General features: G+C 52.9%; 17 protein-coding genes. 13 read left to right on the forward strand and 4 right to left on the reverse strand.

The window, feature by feature from the left end:
- The first annotated feature begins 25 nt into the window (after nt 1-25).
- The 9 genes from tpiA (at nt 26) to ACPV3A_RS17330 (ending at nt 12,752) form a co-directional block, all read left to right on the forward strand.
- The gene (gene tpiA / locus ACPV3A_RS17290; RefSeq protein WP_426200433.1) at nt 26-778 is read left to right on the forward strand and encodes a triose-phosphate isomerase; all 753 of its coding nucleotides are present in this window, start codon (nt 26-28) and stop codon (nt 776-778) included.
- Entirely contained in the window at nt 779-2,323 is a 1,545-nt protein-coding gene (gene gpmI, locus ACPV3A_RS17295) for a 2,3-bisphosphoglycerate-independent phosphoglycerate mutase (RefSeq protein ID WP_426200434.1), read from the forward strand.
- Between the two features lie 49 nt (nt 2,324-2,372).
- Nucleotides 2,373-3,662 (forward strand): phosphopyruvate hydratase, encoded by a 1,290-nt coding sequence (eno, locus tag ACPV3A_RS17300; protein ID WP_071219501.1) that lies wholly within the window; start codon nt 2,373-2,375, stop codon nt 3,660-3,662.
- 631 nt (nt 3,663-4,293) lie between these two features.
- A complete protein-coding gene (locus ACPV3A_RS17305; RefSeq protein WP_426200435.1) occupies nt 4,294-6,078 on the forward strand; it encodes a sensor histidine kinase in 1,785 nt (594 codons plus the stop codon).
- Between the two features lie 74 nt (nt 6,079-6,152).
- A complete protein-coding gene (locus tag ACPV3A_RS17310; RefSeq protein WP_426200436.1) occupies nt 6,153-6,962 on the forward strand; it encodes a response regulator in 810 nt (269 codons plus the stop codon).
- 151 nt (nt 6,963-7,113) lie between these two features.
- Nucleotides 7,114-8,445 (forward strand): ABC transporter substrate-binding protein, encoded by a 1,332-nt coding sequence (locus tag ACPV3A_RS17315; RefSeq protein WP_426200437.1) that lies wholly within the window; start codon nt 7,114-7,116, stop codon nt 8,443-8,445.
- Between the two features lie 273 nt (nt 8,446-8,718).
- Entirely contained in the window at nt 8,719-9,600 is an 882-nt protein-coding gene (locus ACPV3A_RS17320; protein WP_426200438.1) for a carbohydrate ABC transporter permease, read from the forward strand.
- A 12-nt stretch (nt 9,601-9,612) separates the two neighbouring features.
- Nucleotides 9,613-10,440: a carbohydrate ABC transporter permease gene (locus tag ACPV3A_RS17325; protein ID WP_426200439.1), complete on the forward strand. Its 828-nt coding sequence runs from the start codon at nt 9,613-9,615 to the stop codon at nt 10,438-10,440.
- A gap of 56 nt (nt 10,441-10,496) precedes the next feature.
- The gene (locus tag ACPV3A_RS17330) at nt 10,497-12,752 is read left to right on the forward strand and encodes an FAD-dependent oxidoreductase (RefSeq protein ID WP_426200440.1); all 2,256 of its coding nucleotides are present in this window, start codon (nt 10,497-10,499) and stop codon (nt 12,750-12,752) included.
- Nucleotides 12,753-12,919: 167 nt separating this feature from the next.
- Here ACPV3A_RS17330 and ACPV3A_RS17335 read toward each other — a convergent pair whose 3' ends face one another.
- Nucleotides 12,920-13,804, reverse strand: a complete 885-nt coding sequence (locus ACPV3A_RS17335) for a LysR family transcriptional regulator (protein WP_426200441.1) — start codon at nt 13,802-13,804, stop codon at nt 12,920-12,922.
- Nucleotides 13,805-13,915: 111 nt separating this feature from the next.
- Here ACPV3A_RS17335 and aroC point away from each other — a divergent pair, with 111 nt between their 5' ends.
- Together aroC and ACPV3A_RS17345 are read left to right on the forward strand one after the other, a co-directional pair.
- Nucleotides 13,916-14,974, forward strand: a complete 1,059-nt coding sequence (aroC, locus tag ACPV3A_RS17340; RefSeq protein ID WP_426200442.1) for a chorismate synthase — start codon at nt 13,916-13,918, stop codon at nt 14,972-14,974.
- 116 nt (nt 14,975-15,090) lie between these two features.
- Nucleotides 15,091-15,240, forward strand: a complete 150-nt coding sequence (locus tag ACPV3A_RS17345; RefSeq protein WP_426200443.1) for a hypothetical protein — start codon at nt 15,091-15,093, stop codon at nt 15,238-15,240.
- A gap of 25 nt (nt 15,241-15,265) precedes the next feature.
- On the opposite strand, the gene ACPV3A_RS17350 is transcribed toward ACPV3A_RS17345, so the two are convergent.
- The 3 genes from ACPV3A_RS17350 to ACPV3A_RS17360 form a co-directional block, all read right to left on the reverse strand.
- Nucleotides 15,266-16,390, reverse strand: a complete 1,125-nt coding sequence (locus ACPV3A_RS17350; RefSeq protein ID WP_426200444.1) for an NADH:flavin oxidoreductase — start codon at nt 16,388-16,390, stop codon at nt 15,266-15,268.
- Nucleotides 16,391-16,507: 117 nt separating this feature from the next.
- Nucleotides 16,508-16,819, reverse strand: coding sequence for an ArsR/SmtB family transcription factor (locus ACPV3A_RS17355; RefSeq protein WP_009590170.1), 312 nt, complete (start codon nt 16,817-16,819; stop codon nt 16,508-16,510).
- A 115-nt stretch (nt 16,820-16,934) separates the two neighbouring features.
- The gene (locus ACPV3A_RS17360; protein ID WP_426200445.1) at nt 16,935-17,153 is read right to left on the reverse strand and encodes a DNA-binding protein; all 219 of its coding nucleotides are present in this window, start codon (nt 17,151-17,153) and stop codon (nt 16,935-16,937) included.
- 315 nt (nt 17,154-17,468) lie between these two features.
- Between ACPV3A_RS17360 and ACPV3A_RS17365 the strand changes: the two genes are divergently transcribed.
- Both ACPV3A_RS17365 and fhuB read left to right on the forward strand, forming a co-directional pair.
- Nucleotides 17,469-18,503: an ABC transporter substrate-binding protein gene (locus ACPV3A_RS17365; protein ID WP_426200446.1), complete on the forward strand. Its 1,035-nt coding sequence runs from the start codon at nt 17,469-17,471 to the stop codon at nt 18,501-18,503.
- A complete protein-coding gene (gene fhuB / locus ACPV3A_RS17370) occupies nt 18,500-20,605 on the forward strand; it encodes a Fe(3+)-hydroxamate ABC transporter permease FhuB (RefSeq protein ID WP_426200447.1) in 2,106 nt (701 codons plus the stop codon). The genes ACPV3A_RS17365 and fhuB overlap by 4 nt, the downstream gene beginning before the upstream one ends.
- Nucleotides 20,606-20,713: the final 108 nt, after the last annotated feature.

Consider the following 20,713-nt stretch of genomic DNA (forward strand, 5'->3'; position numbering starts at 1 on the left):
TCGGGGGAATAAAGGAGTGAATCGTGTGAGAACACCTATCATAGCTGGTAACTGGAAAATGTTCAAAACCGTTCCGGAAGCAACTTCATTTGTTGAAGATGTGAAAGGCAAAGCGGAAGTAGAAGGCGTGGAAAGCGTGATTTGCGCGCCATTTACCAATCTTCCTGCATTGGTTGAAGCGGTCAAGGGCACGAACATCAAAATCGGTGCACAAAATCTTCATTTTGAAGACAATGGCGCATTTACGGGTGAAATCAGCGGTTTGATGCTGAAGGATCTGGGCGTAGACTATGTCATTATTGGACACTCCGAGCGTCGCCAGTATTTTGCTGAAACCGATGAGATCGTGAACAAGAAGGTACATGCGGCATTCCGTCATGGACTTCTTCCGATCGTATGCGTCGGCGAGAAGCTGGAAGAACGGGAAGCTGGCCAAACCAAAGACGTGTGTAAAGTACAAACGGAAGCTGCGTTCGCAGGTGTTCCGGCTGATCAAGCGGTTCATGTTGTTATTGCTTATGAGCCAATCTGGGCGATTGGAACGGGCAAATCCTCTACGGCAGAGGATGCGAACGAAGTCATCGCTTATATTCGTGAACTCGTTAAAGGCCTGTACGGCGAAACCGTTGCAGAGCAAGTTCGTATTCAATACGGCGGTAGCGTGAAGCCTGAAAATGTAGCGGAGTATATGGGACAAAGCGACATCGACGGCGCGCTCGTTGGTGGTGCAAGTCTACAACCGGCTTCCTACATCGCACTCGTTGAGGGGGCGAAGTAAATGTCTGCTCCAAAACCCGTAGCTCTGATCATCATGGACGGTTTCGGGCTTCGCAACACCCAGGTGGGCAATGCGGTCGCTCAAGCGAACAAGCCTAACTACGACCGGTATTTGAAGCAATACCCGAACACCACGTTGACTGCTTGCGGTGAAGCCGTAGGCTTGCCGGAAGGTCAAATGGGGAACTCTGAAGTGGGTCACTTGAACATCGGCGCAGGCCGGATCGTGTATCAGGACTTGACCCGTATCACGAAGTCGATTCGTGAAGGAGAATTCTTCGAGAACGAAACGCTGGTGGAAGCCGTTTGCGCTGCGAAGAACAACAACAAGAAGCTGCATCTGTACGGGCTGGTATCCGACGGCGGCGTTCACAGTCATATTGAGCATATGTTTGCCATGCTGGATCTTTGCAAGAAGGAAGATTTCCATGACGTATACATCCATGGCTTCATGGATGGACGCGACGTGGCACCGGACAGCGGCAAGCAGTTCGTTAAGGATCTGATTGCGAAGATTGAAGAGGTGGGCGTTGGCCAAATCGCTACGCTTTCCGGTCGTTATTATGCGATGGACCGCGACAAGCGTTGGGATCGCGTCGAGAAGGCTTACCGGGCCATGGTGTATGGCGAAGGACCTAAATATACGGATCCGCTGAAAGCCATCATCGAATCTTACGAGAAATCGGTTTACGATGAATTCGTAGAACCGACCGTAATTGTGAATGGTGAAGGCGAGCCGGTTAGTCTGGTGGAGAGCGGAGATTCCGTTATCTTCCTGAACTACCGCCCTGACCGTGCGATTCAGTTGTCCCAGGTGTTTACGAATAATGATTTCCGTGGCTTTGAACGTGGACCGAAGTTCCCGCAAAACCTGCATTTTGTATGCTTGACGCTATTCAGCGAGACGGTGGAAGGTTTCGTTGCCTACAAACCTAAGAATCTCGATAACACGCTCGGGGAAGTGCTGGTACAGCACAACAAGAAACAGCTGCGGATTGCGGAAACCGAAAAGTACCCCCACGTGACATTCTTCTTCAGCGGTGGACGCGATGTTGAGCTTCCTGGCGAAACGCGCGTACTGATCAACTCGCCGAAAGTGGCGACCTACGATCTGAAGCCGGAGATGAGCGCCTATGAAGTGGCGGATGCTTGCGTGAGGGAAATCGAAGCAGATAAGCATGATGCGATCATTTTGAACTTCGCTAACCCGGACATGGTAGGTCATTCCGGTATGCTGGAGCCGACGATTAAAGCCGTTGAGACGACGGATGAGTGTGTCGGCAAGGTCGTTGAGGCTGTTTTGGCAAAAGGCGGGGTAGTTCTGATCACCGCTGACCACGGGAACGCGGACATGGTATTTGACGAGAATGGACGTCCGTTCACCGCACATACTACGAACCCGGTTCCGTTCATCGTAACGGATGAGAATGTAACACTGCGTGAAGGCGGTATTCTTGCCGACATCGCGCCAACGATTCTCGATCTGATGGAGCTGCCGAAGCCTGACGAAATGACGGGAACCTCCATGATTGCAGCACGTAAATAAGTAGTTCATAATGGAACATAAACATAACATTTCAAAGGAGACTATACACATGACTATTATTTCTGATGTATATGCACGCGAAGTCCTTGACTCCCGCGGGAATCCAACCGTAGAGGTTGAAGTATACCTGGAATCCGGTGCGATCGGTCGCGCAATCGTTCCATCCGGTGCTTCCACTGGCGTTCACGAAGCCGTTGAGCTTCGCGACGACGACAAATCCCGTTACCTGGGCAAAGGCGTTCTGAAAGCCGTTGAGAACGTGAACGAAATTATCGCTCCTGAAGTGATCGGCATGGACGCTCTGGACCAACTCGGCATCGACAAGCTGATGATCGCTTTGGACGGTACGCCGAACAAAGGCAAACTGGGTGCGAACGCAATTCTGGCCGTATCGATGGCTGTAGCTCGCGCTGCTGCTGATGCATTGGATCTTCCGCTGTATGTTTACCTTGGCGGATTCAACGCAAAACAACTTCCAGTACCAATGATGAACATCGTTAACGGTGGCGCTCACGCGGACAACAACGTTGACGTTCAAGAGTTCATGGTATTGCCTGTTGGCGCACCTAGCTTCAAAGAAGCGCTTCGCATGGGCGCTGAAATCTTCCACAACCTGAAATCCGTTCTGAAAGGCAAAGGCCTGAACACAGCGGTTGGTGACGAGGGCGGTTTCGCTCCTAACTTCACGTCCAACGAAGATGCGTTGTCTTCCATCATCGAAGCGATCGAAAAAGCCGGCTACAAGCCAGGTGAAGATGTATTGCTGGGTATGGACGTTGCTTCCACCGAGTTCTTCAAAGATGGCAAGTATGTTCTGGAAGGCGAAGGCAAATCCTTCACGCCGGCAGAATTCGTGGACTTGCTCGCTTCTTGGGTAGACAAATACCCAATCGTAACCATCGAAGACGGATGCTCCGAGGACGATTGGGAAGGTTGGAAATTGCTTACCGAGAAATTGGGTAACAAAATTCAACTCGTGGGTGACGACCTGTTCGTTACCAACACCGAGCGTCTGGAAAAAGGTATCAACGAAGGCATCGGTAACTCCATCCTGATCAAAGTAAACCAAATCGGTACATTGACGGAAACGTTCGATGCGATCGAAATGGCAAAACGCGCAGGATATACGGCTGTCATCTCCCACCGTTCCGGTGAGTCCGAGGACAGCACGATCGCTGATATCGCAGTAGCTACCAACGCGGGTCAGATCAAAACGGGTGCTCCTTCCCGTACGGACCGTGTGGCCAAATACAACCAATTGCTTCGCATCGAAGATCAATTGGGCGAGCTTGCTCAATACAACGGCTTGAAGTCGTTCTACAACTTGAAGCGCAAATAATTGAAATAAGAGAAAGCCCGGCTCCTGCTTTTGAGGGAGCTGGGTTTTTTTGCATTTATTTGAGAGAGCGAAGGGCTGCACACTCTGTTATCGTGCTGTGGGATGGTGCGTATATCGGTTCCGGTCGCTGTTAAAATCGGGAAGCTGGATGGAGTAGGCTGAGGAAGCTTCCCGATTTTAAAGGCGAACGCGTTGCTCCTCCACCGATACACGCACCTGAGCAAGGGGAGGTGTGCAGCCTATTGTGGGCAACTCGTAGGAGTGCAAAGAAGAAAGCCCGCTCTGTGAAGTCACATGAGCCGGGCTTTTGGGCGTGGGAGGGGGAGAGAGTGAATTGGCTGCACACTCTGTATCATGCCGTGGGGTGGTGCGTATATCAGCTCCGGTCGTTGTTAAAATCGGGAAGCTGGAATGGAATAAGCTGAGGAGGCTTCCCGCTTTTAAAGGCGAACGCATGGCTCCTCAGCCGATATACGCACCTCAGCAACAAAATAGAACAAATCTACGCATTCCCAGTGCAGCTCCGAACCTCGACCGCACATATCCATGCAATTTCAGGCATTGCCATTCTCAAGCGAACCGGTGCTGATATAATTGAAGAACAAGCGAGCGAAAAGGAGAGTGCGGGAGGGTGCTGAACCGAATACGATCCCTGTTTCCACATAAGCTGAAATACCGTCTGTTTGCCGCGTTCGTTCTGGTTATACTACTGCCTTTTGGCATTTTGAATTTGTACAACTACCAGCGGATCGAGACCTTGGTCCAGGAGAAAATTAGCCAGCAGAGCCACAGTCAGCTGGAGCAGATGTATCGAACGCTGGAGGATCAGTTGAGCGTAGCCTTCAAAACGCTGATATTTCTGGAGCAGGATTCAACGGTGGCCTCCGTGCTGACCCATCCAGGTCAGCGGCAGGGACTCGAAAACAAAAACCTGATGGAGGAAAAGTTTAAAAATTTAAACAACAGCTTTTTCCTGTATAATCCGTCGGTCTACTTCACGATTCTCGATTTTCATGGTAACGCTTACACTTCATACTCTCCCAGGGAAGCGCTTGATTACAGGAAGCTGCGGAACAACCCTGGCTTTGATCGGGAACAGATGGAGGGCGTGTCGTATCACTGGGTTTCGAGCGACGCGAATTACGTATTGAGGGATATCTCCACGAGCCCTTACCTGCTGTCGCTGTACGCTTACATGGAAACGCCTCGCAACAAGCCGTACGGCATGGCCCGGATCAGCATCGATTACTCCTTCTGGTTTCAATCCGTACTGAAGCAGTCGACGCTGCGTCAGGAGTATTTTTTGATTACGAGCGCCGGCGAGAATGTATCTCAATCGATCTTGAACAGCAGTCTGACCGGCGAGGTGAAAGCCAGGATTGCGGCCGAGCCCAGGCAGAAGTATTTTATCGACAAAACCTCCAATACCCTGGTGAATTACATTTACGTGGAATCGCTGGATTGGTATATCGTGAACCGGATTCCGCTGACGGTGCTCTTTAACGAGATCGAGGAGCTGAAGCGTCAATATTTCATGACCTTTTTCCTGCTGACCGGCGCTTTTCTCATCATGACCTTCATTATTGCCGCCACGATTACCCGGCCGTTATCCCATTTACAGAATAAGATGAAGGCGGTTGTTCGCAACAATCTGAAAATCCGGCTGCCGGAGCACAAGTTCCGAGGCGAGATTCTGGAGCTGACGCAGACGTTCAATTCCATGCTCAACGACATGGATGTGCTGATTCAGCGATTGAAGGCCGAGGAAAGGCAGAAGGAAGCGGTGCATTTTCATATGCTGCTGGCTCAGATGAACCCGCATTTTCTGCTCAACACGCTAAATACGGTCAAGTGGAGTGCCATACGCCACGGGAATGAGGATATCACGAATATCACCCTGTCTCTCGGCAAGCTGCTGGAGGCGAGCCTGAATACGGAGAAGGATCTGGTGCATCTGAAGGATGAAATCGAGCTGGTGCAGGCCTACGTTCATATTCAGCAGGTGCGTTATAATCACCGTTTTGACGTGACCTTTGCGTATGATGAGGACATCCTCTATGCGCTTGTGCCCAAGCTCTGCCTGCAGCCGCTCGTGGAGAATGCCATCCTACACGGAATCGGACCGCTGCCGGAGCAGGAGGGTCTCATTGAAATTACGGTCACCCTGGAAGGGCCGAATCGATTGGCGGTGGAGATCAAGGACAACGGCGTCGGCATGGAGCAGTCCCGGCAGGCGAGCGGGATGCGTAAACGTCCGGGTATCGGACTCAGCAATGTGCAAGAGCTGCTGCGGCTGCTATTTAAAGAAGAGGGCCGCATAGAGATTATATCCTCGGAGCGGGGAACGCGGATTCGATTTTCTATCCCGTTGTTAATCTCAACGCCCTATCAGAACGATCACTTGATTTCATCATAACGGGCAGATTTTTCGTCTCAGGCCTGTGTAGGCTTGGAAACCGGATTATAAAAAACTTCGAGGAGGGGAGACCTATGTGGAAGGTGCTGCTGGTTGAGGATGAGGTGTTTGTGCGAGAGTCCGTGCGGGAGATCATCGCGTGGGAGGAGCTTGGGTTCAAGGTGGCAGGAGAGGCAGGAAACGGCGCCGAGGCGCTGGAGATGATCCGGAGCAATCCGCCCGATCTTGTGCTGACCGATATCGTAATGCCGGAGATGGACGGCGTGGAGCTCCTCCGCAGAACCCGGGAAGAAGGGTACGCCTCGAAGTTCGTGATGCTGACCTGCATGAGTGAATTCGAGTATGTCCGGCAAGCGATGGAATACGGGGCATCCAACTATATCCTGAAGCTGTCGATGAGCGTGAATACGCTGCGGGAAACGCTGCACAAAATGAATGCCGAGCTGATGAAGAATAACCCGCATCCGAGCCCGAGCCAACCTGTTTCGCGGGTCGCGTCCACGGAGACGATGCCGTCACAGCCGGCGCATCATGCCTCCCCCAGGGAAATCACGTCGCACCCGGAAGTACAGAAAATATTGCAGTACATCCATGAGCACTACGAGCAGGACATTACGGTAAAATCGATGTCGGGCTACGTGATGATGGGCGAAAATTACGTCAGCGCCCTCTTCAAGAAAAAGACCGGACGCACCTTGATTCATTATCTGCACCAGATCCGGGTGGACAAAGCCATCGCGTATTTGCTTCAAACCGACCTCCCTGTTCATGAGATCGGCCTCCGCGTGGGATTCGTGAACGACAATTATTTTATTAAAATCTTCAAACGGTTGACCGGCTTCACCCCGAGTAAATACAGACAACACACCAAAGACTTCAAATAGAACGATTCGATGCAGGACATAGGATCGCCGAGTCAGGAATTCCATCGTTTTGTTCCATCATCTGAATGGATATGTAGCTTAAAAGCGGCTCCCGTTCCCTGCTACGATGAGAGGGCATCACACCAATATAATTCTCGGGGAGGTCTCTAATGTGAGAAATAAAAAAGGATGGACGATGCTTCTCATCGGCATATTGCTTCTAGGTCTTCTTGCGGGCTGCGGCGGCAAAGCAGCCTCATCAGCAACTGAGGGACAAGGAACGGATAATTCGAAAGCGCCTTCATCCGGCGAGCCGGTCAAACTAACCATGTGGGGCGGTGTGCCGCCAGAGGCGGGACCGCAAGAGGTCATCGATGCGTGGAACGCCGAGCATCCTGATATTCAAGTCGAGTATGTCCGCTACGTCAATGACGATGACGGGAACCTGAAGCTTGATACGGCGATGATTACCGGTCAGGATGTCGACCTGTACGTGAATTACACGCTTTCCCAGACTTCCAAACGGGTGGAATCCAACTTGGCCCTGGATCTGAGCCAATTCGATGATTACAATATCGATGAGAAGATGGGTCCTGACGCCGAAGGCTGGAAAATCAACGGGAAGTATTACGGAATGCCGACCACGAAGAGCGCCTTTTTCGTCGCGCTGAACAAGGATGCCCTTGATGCGGCGGGCCTGCCCGTTCCGAAGGACTGGACGTGGGATGAGCTGCGCGAATATGCCAAGAAGCTCAAAGTCGGCAATAACTATGGATTTATTCAAAATATGGAGCCGTTCGTCGATCCGATTGATTCGGTGTTATCGCAAGAGGGATATACCAAGGCGGATGGAACTTCGAATCTGGACCACCCGCTGGTCAAAAAATGGCTGGAAACCCTGAATGTCATGATGAAGGAAGACAAGACCACGCCGCCGCTCGGAGAGCAGCTGACTTCCAAAATGCCGGTGGAGCAAGTGTTCCTTAGCGGGGAAGTGCCCATGCTGAATATCGGAGCTTGGCTGCTGCGAAGCTCGAATAACTTTACCGATTTTCCCCGCGACTTCACCATCGCGTTCGCCCAGGTGCCGAGACTAACGGACAGTGCGGACAGCTACGTGACAAGGGGCGGTCTTGGGGATTACATCTCCATTAATGCCAAGTCTAAAAAACAAGCGGAAGCTTGGGAATTCCTGAAGTGGTATGCGGACGGAGGTATGGCTCCTATGGCTGCGGGTGGAAGATTGCCTGCTTCAAAGGACGCCGATCAGGAAGAGGCGTTAGACAACCTGCTCGGCGATAAGAAAGACACGTATGACCTGGATTCCCTGATGCACGTCATGTTCGAAGACAAAACGCCTACGTACGTAAGGAGCTTGCCGCAAGAGGTGATGGATATGCGCTCCCAGGAGTATGAAAAGTATTTCCTTGACGCCCAATCGCTCGATCAAACGCTGGAGGCCATGGTGAACCGGCATAACACGTTTTTAAAAGAAGGCAAATAAGGGGCTGTCGGCACCAATAGAAGGGGACTATCGCTTCGGCGGCGAGTCCCCTTTTTGATCGGTTTCGAAACGGCTATCCCGCAGTTGTGGTCATCTTGAAGCGGGATAGCGCTTTTTTGCACGTACTGATAGAACAAATCTACGAAGCGGCCGAAATTCGCGGCCCTGTAATTGCATACTTCTGTAGCATAAAGTCGAAGGTTTTGTTCCTTATCCCCGCTCGGTCCCGACTGCTATGCTTGAGATGAAAAAGACCAAGAGGAGTGGGGCTATGTGAAAACATCCTGGATGAAACGGCAACAGTATCTCGGCTATCTGTTTATCGGTCCGAACATGGTCGGCGTGATGCTGTTTTTTATTGTGCCAGCCTTGTATTCGTTCTATCTCATGTTTACGGACTACAAATTTATGAGCTCGGACACGAAGTTCGTGGGTCTGGCCAACATTCAAAAAATGCTGGGCGACGAGGTCTTCTACATTTCGATCAAAAATACGCTGTTCTTTCTGTTATCCGTTCCTATATCGATCGGACTGGCTTTCATCGTCGCCGTGGTTTTGAACCGCTCGGTGTATTTAAAAAAGCTGCTCCGCGCCTTATACTTCATGCCTTACATCACCAGTGGCGTCGCCGTCGCCTTCGTATGGATGCTGCTGTTCCATCCGAATAACGGCCCGATCAACGGTATCCTCAAGTCGTTCGGCATTACCAATCCCCCGGGATGGCTGTCCACGATGGATTCCTCCATGTATGCCATCGACATCATCTGGATTTGGTTTATGCTCGGCTATAACATGATCATCTATCTGGCGGCGCTGCAAGAGGTTTCGACCGAACTGCTTGAGGCTGCCAAAATCGACGGGGCCCGCGCTTGGCAAACGGTTCGCAGCATCCTGTGGCCGCTCGTCAGCCCCACGACCTTCCTGCTGCTCATTACCGGACTCATCATGACCATCAAGCAGTTCGGGATCATTCAAGCCATTACGCAGGGAGGCCCAGGCAACAGCACCACAGTGTTGTCCCTGTTCATTTATCAGAACGCTTTCCGCTACTACGAAATGGGTTATGCATCCGCGATCTCCTGGGCGCTGTTCTTCATCATTATGATCTTCACTGTCATTCAATGGATCGGTCAGAAGCGCTGGGTTCACTATTAAGGAGGAAGGACAATGACCAAAGCCTTATATACTACAATAATCATCACGCTCATTATGCTGTTCTTCAGCGTGGTTATGATCGTTCCCTTCCTCTGGATGATTAGTACCTCGTTCAAGATGCCGGCGGAAGTGTTCCAATACCCGATTAAGTGGATTCCTGCCCAATTCATATGGGAACATCATGTGAAAGTGTGGACCGGCACGAACAGCTTCGGCCACTATTATCTAAACTCGCTTAAAGTTGCCTTGATCAGCACCGTCGGTGCTGTATTGCTGTCCGCTTTAGCCGCTTACGGCTTTGCCCGGATCGAGTTCAAGGGGCGGAATGCCATGTTCATGATCTATCTGTCGATGATGATGGTCCCTCCCCAGGTTCTGTTTGTGCCGAAGTTCATCATGTTCGACTGGGTCGGTATTTACAACACGCATTGGGCTCTTATACTGCCGGGCGTTTTCACGATTTTCGGGGTGTTCATGATGCGGCAGTTTTTCCTCTCCGTACCGCATGAAATTTCGGAGGCAGCCTTTATCGACGGAGCAGGCCATTTCCGCATTTTTTCGCGGATCATTCTGCCAATGGCGAAGCCTTCGTTGGCCACGCTGGCCATTATCGATTTCTCTTGGCACTGGAACGATTACGAGAATGCCTTGGTGTTTTTGATCGATCAGGATCTGTATACCGTTCCGCTGGGGCTGCAAAATTTCATTCTGGAAAATACCGTGGATTATAACGGCATGATGGCGGCGGCGACCGCAGGCATTATTCCGATGATTCTCGTGTTCCTGATCGGTCAGAAATATATCATTCAGGGCGTGGCGAGCTCGGCCGTAAAAGGGTAGCCCATAATCCAGGTTCATACATGAGCTGGATGAACATGAAAGGAGTCGGATCATTCATGAGAAATGAAACAGTAGTAAGCGACATAACGGTGGTTGGCGGCGGTTTAGCAGGGGTATGCGCGGCGGTGGCGGCCGCGAGGCTCGGACAAAAGATAGCACTTGTGCAGAACCGCCCCATGCTGGGAGGTAACTCCAGCAGCGAGGTGCGCGTATGGGTATGCGGCGCGACGGCTCACGGGATCAACCGTTATGCTCGGGAAACCGGCATTATGGGCGAGATGTTCGTGGAGAACCAGTACCGGAATCCGGACGGCAACCCGTATTTATGGGATTTGATCGTATTGGAAACCGTGCGGGCCGAGTCGAATATAACTCTGTTCTTGAACACGGACGTGCATGAGGTTGAAGCAGATGGCGACCCTGACGCCCGGCAGATCCGATCGGTCACCGGTTGGATGATGGGCTCGGAGCGACGCATCCGGTTTGAGAGTCCCGTGTTTCTGGATTGCACGGGGGACGGGCTGGTCGGATTCCTGGCGGGAGCGAAATACCGGCTTGGGCGGGAAGCCCGGGATGAATACGGGGAAGAATGGGCGCCGGATACGGCGGACGATGTTACGCTCGGCAGCACGCTGCTGTTCTATACGAAGGATGCCGGACATCCGGTGAAATTCGTGCCGCCCTCCTTTGCCAAGGATATTACGCAGACGCCGATCCCGATCAAGCGGGTCATCCGCAGCGGCGATTCCGGCTGCCATTACTGGTGGATCGAATGGGGCGGGGAGCTCGACACCGTGCATGACAACGAGCGGATCCGTGACGAGCTGTGGTCGGTCATCTACGGCATTTGGGACTATATCAAGAACTCCGGCAATTTCGATGCGGCCAATATGACGCTGGAGTGGGTCGGCGCCCAGCCGGGCAAGCGGGAGTACCGGCGCTTTGTCGGCGACTATGTGCTGACGCAGAACGACATTATGGCTCAGGAGCCGTTCGAGGACCGGGTGGCCTTCGGCGGCTGGTCGATCGATCTGCATCCGCCGCAGGGCATGTACGCCGAAGAGAGCGGCTCGAAGCATATGCATGCGGACGGGAACTACCATATTCCGTACCGCAGCCTGTATTCGGCGAACGTGACCAATCTGTTGTTCGCCGGGCGCAACATCAGCGCCACCCACGTGACTTTCGGTACCACGCGGGTCATGGCGACTTGCGCCGTCCTGGGCGAAGCGGCCGGCACGGCTGCGGCGCTGTGCGTCCAGCACGGCCTCACGCCGCGCGAGCTGTCCCGCAGCCGGAGCGGTGAGCTTCAGCAGACGCTGCTGAAGCAGGATGCCTCCGTGATCGGGGCGGTAAACCGTGATCCACTGGATCTGGCCCGAAGCGCCAAGGTCAGCGCATCGTCCCACCTGTCCAGGATCGCGATCGAGGAGGCGGAGGCGCCATATCCGCTGGAGCGGGACATCGCTGTGCTGATGCCTGCCGATCCGGGGCTGAGCGGGGAACTGGAATGGCTGATCGATGCGAAGCGGGAGACCGATATGACGGTAGAGGTTTGGAGCACGGGACGTCCGGAGAATTACGTTCCGGCCGTGTTGGAATTTCGCACCTCTGTCCGCATCATGCCGGGGCAGGGACAGTGGGTCCCGGTCCAGCTGGATTGGCAACCGGCGGAGCCGCAAAACGCATTTATCATCGTGCGCAAAAATCCGGATCTGACGCTGTATCTGTCATCCAAGCCGATGAGCGGGCTGCTTGCCTTCGAACGGGGGACGGCGGTCCGCGTCTCCAAGGAGCTGGAAGACCATGATGACAGCCAGCCGGTGGTGGAGTGGAGCATGAAGGGACTGGTCAGGAGGCCGTTCTGCCTGCGGTCGGTGATCGGCTCGAGAGCTTATCATCCCGAGCATGTCATTGACGGCTATAAACGTCCGTTCGGCGGTCCGAATATGTGGGTATCGGAGCGAATCGCAGACGGGGAGACGCCGTGGTTAAAGCTGGAATGGGAAGAGGCGAGAATGATTCGTGAGATTCATCTTATTTTCAACGATGACGTTAATGAAGATCTGATCAATCTGCACCATCATCGTACGCCGTTCGATATCATCCCTGAGCTGGTCTGTACCTACAGAGTAGAGGCGCTGGATTCGGAAGGGAATTGGGTTACGCTTGCGTCGGAGGCGTTTAACCGCCGCCGCAAAAGAGTCCACCGTTTAGAGGAGCCTATTCAGAGCACGGCGCTCCAGTTGGTGGTCGAGAGCACGAACGGCTCGGACTATGCCGAGGTTATTGAAGTGAGGGCTTACGGTTAGTTTTTCAAAGCTAAAAGCTGCTTATCTATTCAACAGGTGACAGCCTGGACAGGATTTAATGAGGTTCTAACATATATCTGCTGAACTGATAGTCGATCAAAAACGAAGTAAAGGCAGCCGTTCATCCAGCTGCCTTGTTCAGTTGGGGAATATAGGGCGGAAGATCATCAATTCTGCTGCAGCATCTCCAAAAATGCTCCTGCCGCCAGCGAGGGCGACACCTGCTTCCGAACGGCGACTCCGATATATCGATCGGGTAATGGCGTTTCGGTTCGAAGCTCCAGCAAGGAACCGCCCGAGATGCGGGACGCGACAAAGGCTCGCGGTAAGAATGCTGTACCATAACCGCGCTCGGCAAATTCCGCTAACATGTCCAGGCTGTTTAACTCGAAGTCGGCTTCCGCTTCCACTCCTTGTGATCGGAACCACCCTTCGATGAAGGAACGCGTCGAGCTGCCGGGGGACAGCATCAAGAGGGGGAGCTCCGTCAAATGTTCTGTCGGAAGGGGTTCTCGCGCCCAATCTGCGAAGGCCGTTCCGACAACGGCGCAATAAGGCGAGGTACGGGAGTCGATGATATGGATTTCCTCGTCCGATACGGGAAGGTGAACAAAGCCGAGATCCAACGATCCTTTCTTTAAGCGCTCCACGATGCTGCTTGTTCGCTCCTGTGACAGCTGAATGCGGATGTCGGGATAGCGGGCATGGAATCGGTCGAGCAAGGAGAGGAGAAAGTCCTTAACGATAGCCCCGTTCGCGCCAATCCTCAGCCTGCCTTCGCTAAACTGCTTTAGCTTCTTCAATCGCCGCTCGGCTGAATCGAGTTCGTCGAATGCTTGCCTTACATGCTGATACAAGGCCTCTCCTTCTGTTGTTAAGCGGACGCCCTTGGATAACCGGTCGAACAGCCCCACGCCGAGGGCTTCTTCCAACTGCTTGATGGCATAACTCACAGAGGGCTGTGTCATATGGAGGTTATGCGCAGCTTTCGTGAGATTGGAAGTCTCTGCAGCATGCAGGAACACTCGATACCATTCCGTGTTGGCGATCATTTGTTATCAACCCTCTCTATGGCAACTGTTAATTATTACGATTTCATTTATTTCAAATATACCTCTAAACTGAAGGATAAGGAATCGAAATGTTTACGGGAGGTATAAAACATGGCAGGAAGTACGTTTGGAGAGCGGTTAAAAATGACTACGTTCGGAGAATCACACGGGGAAGCAGTGGGCGTCATTTTAGAAGGTGTCACACCGGGCGTTGAGCTGGACGAGGCCTACATTCAGATTCAGATGGATCGAAGAAGGCCGGGGCAATCCTCCGTTACAACGCCCCGCAAGGAATACGATAAGATTCGCATTTTATCTGGACTTTTCGAGGGGAGAACGACGGGGACGCCACTGTGCATCATGCTTAACAACACCGACATGCGCCCGTCGGCTTACGATACAATTAAATCGACCTACCGGCCCGGGCATGCGGATTTCACATATGAGAAAAAATACAAGATTCGCGACTATCGAGGAAGCGGAAGAGCTTCGGGAAGGGAGACGGCTGCGCGAGTGGCTGCTGGAGCCGTGGCGCGGAAGCTTCTGGAACGTCGGGGTGTCTCCATCCTAGCGTATACGACCGAGATCGGAGGTATCCGATGCGAGCAATTTGACGCCGATGCTATCGAACGGAATGCAGTTCGTGCGTGTGATCCGGAAGCAGCCGTTCGCATGATTGAGAGGATAGAACGACTGGCCGAAGAGGGGGACAGCTGCGGGGGGATTGTCGAATGCCGAATTAGCGGCATTGCCGCGGGACTGGGGGAACCCGTATTCGACAAGCTTGACGCTGAGTTAGCGAAGGCTATGTTGTCCGTCGGCGCGATTAAGGGCATTGAATTCGGGGCAGGCTTTCAAGCGGCCACTATGCGGGGAAGCGAGCACAACGATCAGATGGACGCGGGAGGGTTCCGGACGAACCATGCCGGCGGAATCATCGGTGGTATCAGCACCGGGGCGGATATCGTGTTCCGAGTCGTCGTAAAGCCGACTTCATCCATTTCTACCCCTCAACAGACTGTCGATGTAGACGGCAATGAACGGGAGATTGCGACGATCGGCAGGCACGATCCATGCATCTGTCCCCGCGTCGTACCGGTGATCGAAGCGATGGCTTGTATGGTAATCGAAGATCATTACAAGCGTCAAGCCGCCTTGCAGGACGAATAGCAGGGAACAATCTGGATGAAGCCGACCCGAGAGCGGCAGCTGTGCCTCATATCAGCCATCAGGTAATTCTGGAAGTATGCTTCGCCACGTCAATTCTTCGGGAAACAATCCGTTGAATGGAGCTGGAAGCGGGTGTGCCATTAGAGCGGCCGGCTGTCCAGGTGAGCGGTAAAAGCAAGCAAGTTCATATACAGCAAAAAAACCGGAAGGAGACTGAAGTCTTTCTTCCGGTTTTTGATTTATTTAAAGATTCAATGCGGCTTTAAGTCTAGGGGGAGGACTGAAATCGCATTAAACCAGAGTTTGCAAGGAATCCGGCTTGAATGGTGCCAGCTCGTCGAAACGTCCGTCTCGAACCTTAGCGGCCCATTGCGGATCAGCCAACAGGGCACGGCCTACAGCAACCAGGTCAAATTCATGTTCCTCAAGGCGGCTAAGCAGCTCCTCAAGGTCCCTCTGACCGGCACCCTTGCCTTGGGTGAAGAGGCTGGTAAACACTTCGTCGAGGCCAACAGAACCGACGGTGATGACTGTTTTTCCTGTCAGTTTCTTGGCCCATCCAGCAAAGTTCAGGTCAGAACCTTCGAATTCAGGCTCCCAGAAGCGGCGGGTCGAGCAGTGGAATATATCGACCCCGGCGTCAGACAGCGCGGTTAACAGCTGACCCAGCTTTTCAGGCGTATCCGCCAGCTTAGCTTCATATTGGGTCGTCTTCCATTGGGATAGGCGGATGGCAACAGGGAAGTCAGGACCCACCGCCTCACGTACGGCTTTCACCACTTCGACCGCAAAGCGGGCACGCTTCAGCATGTCACCTCCGTATTCATCGGTACGCTGGTTCGTTCTCTCCCAGAGAAATTGGTCGATGAGGTATCCGTGGGCCCCATGGATTTCGACTCCGTCAAAGCCAATGCGCTTGGCATTCGCGGCTGCATCGGCATAAGCTTGAATAACCTGCTGGATTTCATCCTTGGTCATGGGTTTTGTGACGACGTTGCCGTCCAGGTCAAGTCCGGATGGTCCGATCGGAAGTGCTTCTGGGTTAGGCTCGGCACCTATTGGTCTAGTCATGCCGATGTGCCAAATTTGCGGCATGATCTTACCGCCGGCTTCGTGGACCTGACGGACCACCTCGGCCCAGCCGTTCAATGCGGCTTCACCATGGAAGTTAGGTATATTGGGGTTATCGGTTGCAGCCGGGTGATTTATCAGTGTTCCCTCGGTAATGATCAATCCGACGCCATTCTCCGCACGCCGACGGTAGTAAGCGGCCACATCTGGGCCTGGAACGCCGTTCGGAGAGAACCCGCGCGTCATAGGGGCCATCACCACGCGGGATGGAAGAGTAAGGTTACCGATGGTATATGGCTCGAATAGGGATGCTGTAGATCGGACACTTTGATTTTGATTGCTCATGTATGGAATCCTCCAATATGTTTAATATGCTTTTCTGCATTTTCATAAAAATAGATATATATGATAAAAAGAAAGAGCTTTTAAGCTTAATCTTCAATTTGAATTTGCTTTTTAAGCCTAAAGCTCTTCCTTGAGTTGTTCGATAAAACGCTTAATGCCCTCCTCATTGCGTCTGTAATATGTCCACTGGCCCGCTCGATGGGATTCCAGTAAACCGGCCTTTTGCAATTTTACCAGATAGCCAGAAACGACCGACTGAGCGAGTCCTGTTTTTTCTGAAATGGAGCCCACGCAGATACCGCCATGAAAATCACATTTGGAAGGCATGTGATCCTGCGGATCAAAATGTTCCTCCGGATGCTTCAGCCACTCCAGGATTTTAAACCGGGACTCGTTTGATAGTGCTTTGATGGTTTGTAAGGTATCCATGTGTTTCATTATATCTATTTTTATAGAAATGTAAATATGGTTTTTGAAAATATGGAAAAAAATAAACACGATAGATCCCTGGTCCTTATGGCTTCAGGAGACCTATCGTGATTATTTATTCTTTGAAGGCTAGGCCCTTCTCGGCGAGAGCTTCGCGCAGTATTCTGACCGCTTTGGGGCCTACCCCGTGAAGCGCCAGCAGTTCTTTCTGGGATGCTTGGGTGAGGTCAGCAAGCTGATGATAGCCTGCGACGATAAGGGCTTGGCGTGCAGGTTTGCCGGCCTTAACGGGAAAGTCGCTTTCTGCAGCCGGATTGGGGGTTTTGTCATGCATAGAGATCCCTCTCTTTTCGATTGTTTTGTTCAATGGGCACAAGGCACAGGAATGAATGGTAGAGGCTAAGTTTGTAGGAATCATCAGTTCAGTAAGATTATGTTATACATCTAATGTTCTGTAAAGAACGAAGTCTATAATCATGGAAGAAGGACAGATTCATGGATCGTTTAGGCAATCTTCATAAATTCTATTGACAATCTTAATGAGAATAATTATCATTGTGCTGAGTGTTGATAATGATAATTGTTCTCAATAATTATTATTAATAAACAATATCTACAATACATAGAGGGTAAGAGGGGGAGAAATTCGATGCGCAGTATGAAGGGTCTCGTGTTTATCGTATTGATATTTGCTTTGGCTTTAGCCGGTTGCGGCGGGGGCGCGGCATCCAATGAAGGAGGCAGCTCCACGGCAGCGAAGAATTCGGATCAAGGGGCCGCACAGGGCGGGGATAACACCGAAACCACGCCGGAGACCCGAACCATCAAGCACGCTCTGGGCGAGACGAAAATTACGGGCGTTCCAAAGCGTATTGTCGCGCTGGAATGGCTTTACGCAGAGGATGTCCTTGCACTTGGTGTTCAGCCTGTGGGCATTGCAGACATTGAAGGGATGAACCAATGGGTGAACATCCCGGTAGAGATCGGGGCGGACGTTACCGATGTCGGCACCCGTCAAGAGCCGAATCTGGAGCTGATCGCTTCCTTGAAGCCGGACCTGATCATCGGTTTGAAATCGAATCTTGAAGCCGGCTATGATACGTACAACAGCATTGCGCCTACCTTGGTGTTTGATCCTTATCCGACTGAGGGACAAGGGGATCAATATGAAGAGATGGTTAATACCTTCAATACGATTGCTGACGTGCTTGGCAAAAAAGACGAAGCCGCAAAAGTGCTTAGCGATCTGGATCAAACCTATGCCGATGCCAAATCCAAGCTTGAAGCAGCCGGCATGACGGAAAAACCGTTTGCGCTCGCCATGGGATACAGTAACCAGAATGCGGTGATATTCCGGATTTCGACGGATAATTCCTTGGCCGTCAAAATTCTGGAGCACATCGGGCTGACCAATGCTCATAAGCCCGATCAATTTGAGGTTTATGGCTTTACCACCACAGACGTAGAGGCATTGCCTGCCCTTCAGGATGCGAATTTCCTGCATATTATCCAGGAGAGCGATAACATCATCGAGAACCAATTGAAGGACAATCCGGTGTGGAAAGGTCTGAACTTTGTTAAAGAAGACCGCGTGTACGCACTTGGCGGTGACATGTGGCCATACGGCGGCCCATTGTCTGCCCAAACCATGGCCCAGAAGACAGCTGATCTGCTCACAAAATGAGTCTCGGCAACAAACTGGCACAAGGCTCCGCGCCGGTGAGCATTCATCCAGCCCCACCCGTTTCCTCAGGTAGGGGCTGGAAGCCGTTATGGATGCTGGTTGGAGGCCTGGTGGCTCTGCTATTTCTCACGTTTATCAGCTTGACGCAAGGGCTAGCCGATATATCCGTCAATACGGTCGTGCAGGCCCTGGTGTCTCCGCAGGATATCGCGGATCACCATCTCATCCGCAGCGTGCGCCTTCCGCGTACGGTCATGGGCCTGTTGGCTGGCGCCGCCTTGGCGGTGTCGGGCGTGCTTATGCAGACCGTCACGCGCAACCCGCTGGCCTCGGAGACGACGCTTGGCGTAAATGCCGGCGCTTATTTGGCCGTCGTGGCGGGGATGATCTTCTGGCCGGGACTGCTGCATCAGTATGCCCTTCCACTGGCAGTGGCAGGCGGAACGCTGGCGGCCGTCGCCGTCTATGCGCTGGCAGGAAAAACGCAGGGCTCTCCTCTGCGGATTGCATTATCCGGGATGATTGTTACCCTGGTTTTATCCTCCGTTACGAGTGCGCTGGTGCTTCTGAACCAGCAAACGACGCAGGGGATTTTTCTGTGGGGCTCCGGCTCGCTTATTCAGAATGACTGGGATGGCGTAGCTTTTTCATGGCCATGGATCATTGGCGGACTGATCGTGCTGTGTTTGGCGGTACGACAGTGGGACATTCTGACCCTCAATGAGGAGTCGGCACGTTCCCTTGGCCAAAAAGTCGGCACCACCCGCTTGCTAGCGATGGGGGCAGCCATTGTGCTGGCCTGCGTGACCGTGAGCGTGGTCGGCCCGATCGGCTTTATCGGGCTGGTCGCTCCCCATCTGGTCCGCCTGTCCGGCGTGGTCCGGCATGCGGGGTTAATTCCGCTGGCTGCCTTATGGGGCTCGGCACTGCTTGTTGGTGCCGACACGGTGGCCAGGATGTTCATAAACGCCTACGGTGAGCTTCCGGTCGGAGCCATTACGGCCATGATCGGAGCCCCGTGCCTCATCTGGCTTGCGATGCGGGTATCCCGCTCGTTGATCGGAGGGCGCGGGTCTTCCGGCGGATCGATCATGGCGGGCACGAGCCTGCGCCGGATACCTTATCCGGCCTTGGTAACACTGTTCAGCGTGCTGCTGGTGCTGGTATGGGTATTCAGCCTGATGAGCGGCAGTCTGCGCATTCCCTTCACGGAAGTGCTAGCCGTGCTTACGGGAGGCGGCGAGTCGATGTATCGCCAGATTCTGCTGGAGTTCCGCCTGCCCAGGCTGTTAACTGCCGGGTTGTCCGGCATGGCGCTGGCCGTCAGCGGCAGTCTTCTGCAGAATGCGGTCCGCAATCCGCTGGGGGATCCCCAGGTGATCGGAGTGACCAGCGGAGCCGGTGCTGGCGCACTGCTCCTGATGATCGGTTTTCCGCAATTGTCGGCAGGCTGGGTCCCGGTCGGCGCGGTTCTTGGGGGGATGGCTGCAGCCGCTTTGGTATATGCGGTGTCCTGGAAAAGAGGACTTCATCCGACGATTCTTACGCTGGTCGGCATTGCCGTTGCCGCGCTTGGTTCCGCCATCATCAATCTGATGATCATTCATGCCAAGGTGGACGTAGCCCCCGCATTATCCTGGATGGCGGGCAGCACATATAACCGGGGCTGGACGGAGGTGCAGCGGATTGTTCCCGCTATTCTGATCCTGCTTCCTCTGGCTGCGTGGCTCGGGCGGAAGGTGGATCTGCTGACGTTCAGCGAAGAAAGCTCAACCGGCCTCGGTCTCCATGTGCGGAATACCCGGGTGTATGTCGCCATCATTGCGGTGCTGTTGGCTTCGATTGCCGCAGCCAATGTCGGCTCGGTCGGCTTTATCGGACTGCTTGCGCCGCATGCCGCCAGAATGCTGGTTGGGGCTCGCCATCGGCAATCGATGGTCATCGCGGCGCTGCTCGGCGGAATTTTGCTGGCTGGGGCAGACTGGATCGGGAGGGTGGTCATGATTCCGAAGGAATTGCCTTCGGGTATCGTTACCGCGCTTCTGGGTGCGCCGTATCTGTTATATCTGATGGGAAAAACCAATAAGCTGAAGAAGAAATAACCGTCGTGATGATTAAATATTCAAAAAGGCTAATCCATAGTCGCCAAGAGAGGTGGCATGGGATAGCCTTTTTTTGACTTCATTCGGTTGATTATTAGATTTGCTTCT

The organism is Paenibacillus sp. Dod16 (assembly GCF_049893405.1).
Classification (GTDB): Bacteria; Bacillota; Bacilli; order Paenibacillales; family Paenibacillaceae; genus Paenibacillus_AQ.

Coding starts and splice junctions, on each gene's coding strand:
- gpmI (WP_426200434.1), top strand. CDS start 779: ATGTCTGCTCCAAAACCCGTAGCTCTGATCATCATGGACGGTTTCGGG.
- eno (WP_071219501.1), top strand. CDS start 2,373: ATGACTATTATTTCTGATGTATATGCACGCGAAGTCCTTGACTCCCGC.
- ACPV3A_RS17310 (WP_426200436.1), top strand. CDS start 6,153: ATGTGGAAGGTGCTGCTGGTTGAGGATGAGGTGTTTGTGCGAGAGTCC.
- ACPV3A_RS17325 (WP_426200439.1), top strand. CDS start 9,613: ATGACCAAAGCCTTATATACTACAATAATCATCACGCTCATTATGCTG.
- ACPV3A_RS17330 (WP_426200440.1), top strand. CDS start 10,497: ATGAGAAATGAAACAGTAGTAAGCGACATAACGGTGGTTGGCGGCGGT.
- ACPV3A_RS17335 (WP_426200441.1), bottom strand. CDS start 13,804: ATGATCGCCAACACGGAATGGTATCGAGTGTTCCTGCATGCTGCAGAG.
- aroC (WP_426200442.1), top strand. CDS start 13,916: ATGGCAGGAAGTACGTTTGGAGAGCGGTTAAAAATGACTACGTTCGGA.
- ACPV3A_RS17345 (WP_426200443.1), top strand. CDS start 15,091: ATGGAGCTGGAAGCGGGTGTGCCATTAGAGCGGCCGGCTGTCCAGGTG.
- ACPV3A_RS17350 (WP_426200444.1), bottom strand. CDS start 16,390: ATGAGCAATCAAAATCAAAGTGTCCGATCTACAGCATCCCTATTCGAG.
- ACPV3A_RS17355 (WP_009590170.1), bottom strand. CDS start 16,819: ATGGATACCTTACAAACCATCAAAGCACTATCAAACGAGTCCCGGTTT.
- ACPV3A_RS17360 (WP_426200445.1), bottom strand. CDS start 17,153: ATGCATGACAAAACCCCCAATCCGGCTGCAGAAAGCGACTTTCCCGTT.
- ACPV3A_RS17365 (WP_426200446.1), top strand. CDS start 17,469: ATGCGCAGTATGAAGGGTCTCGTGTTTATCGTATTGATATTTGCTTTG.
- fhuB (WP_426200447.1), top strand. CDS start 18,500: ATGAGTCTCGGCAACAAACTGGCACAAGGCTCCGCGCCGGTGAGCATT.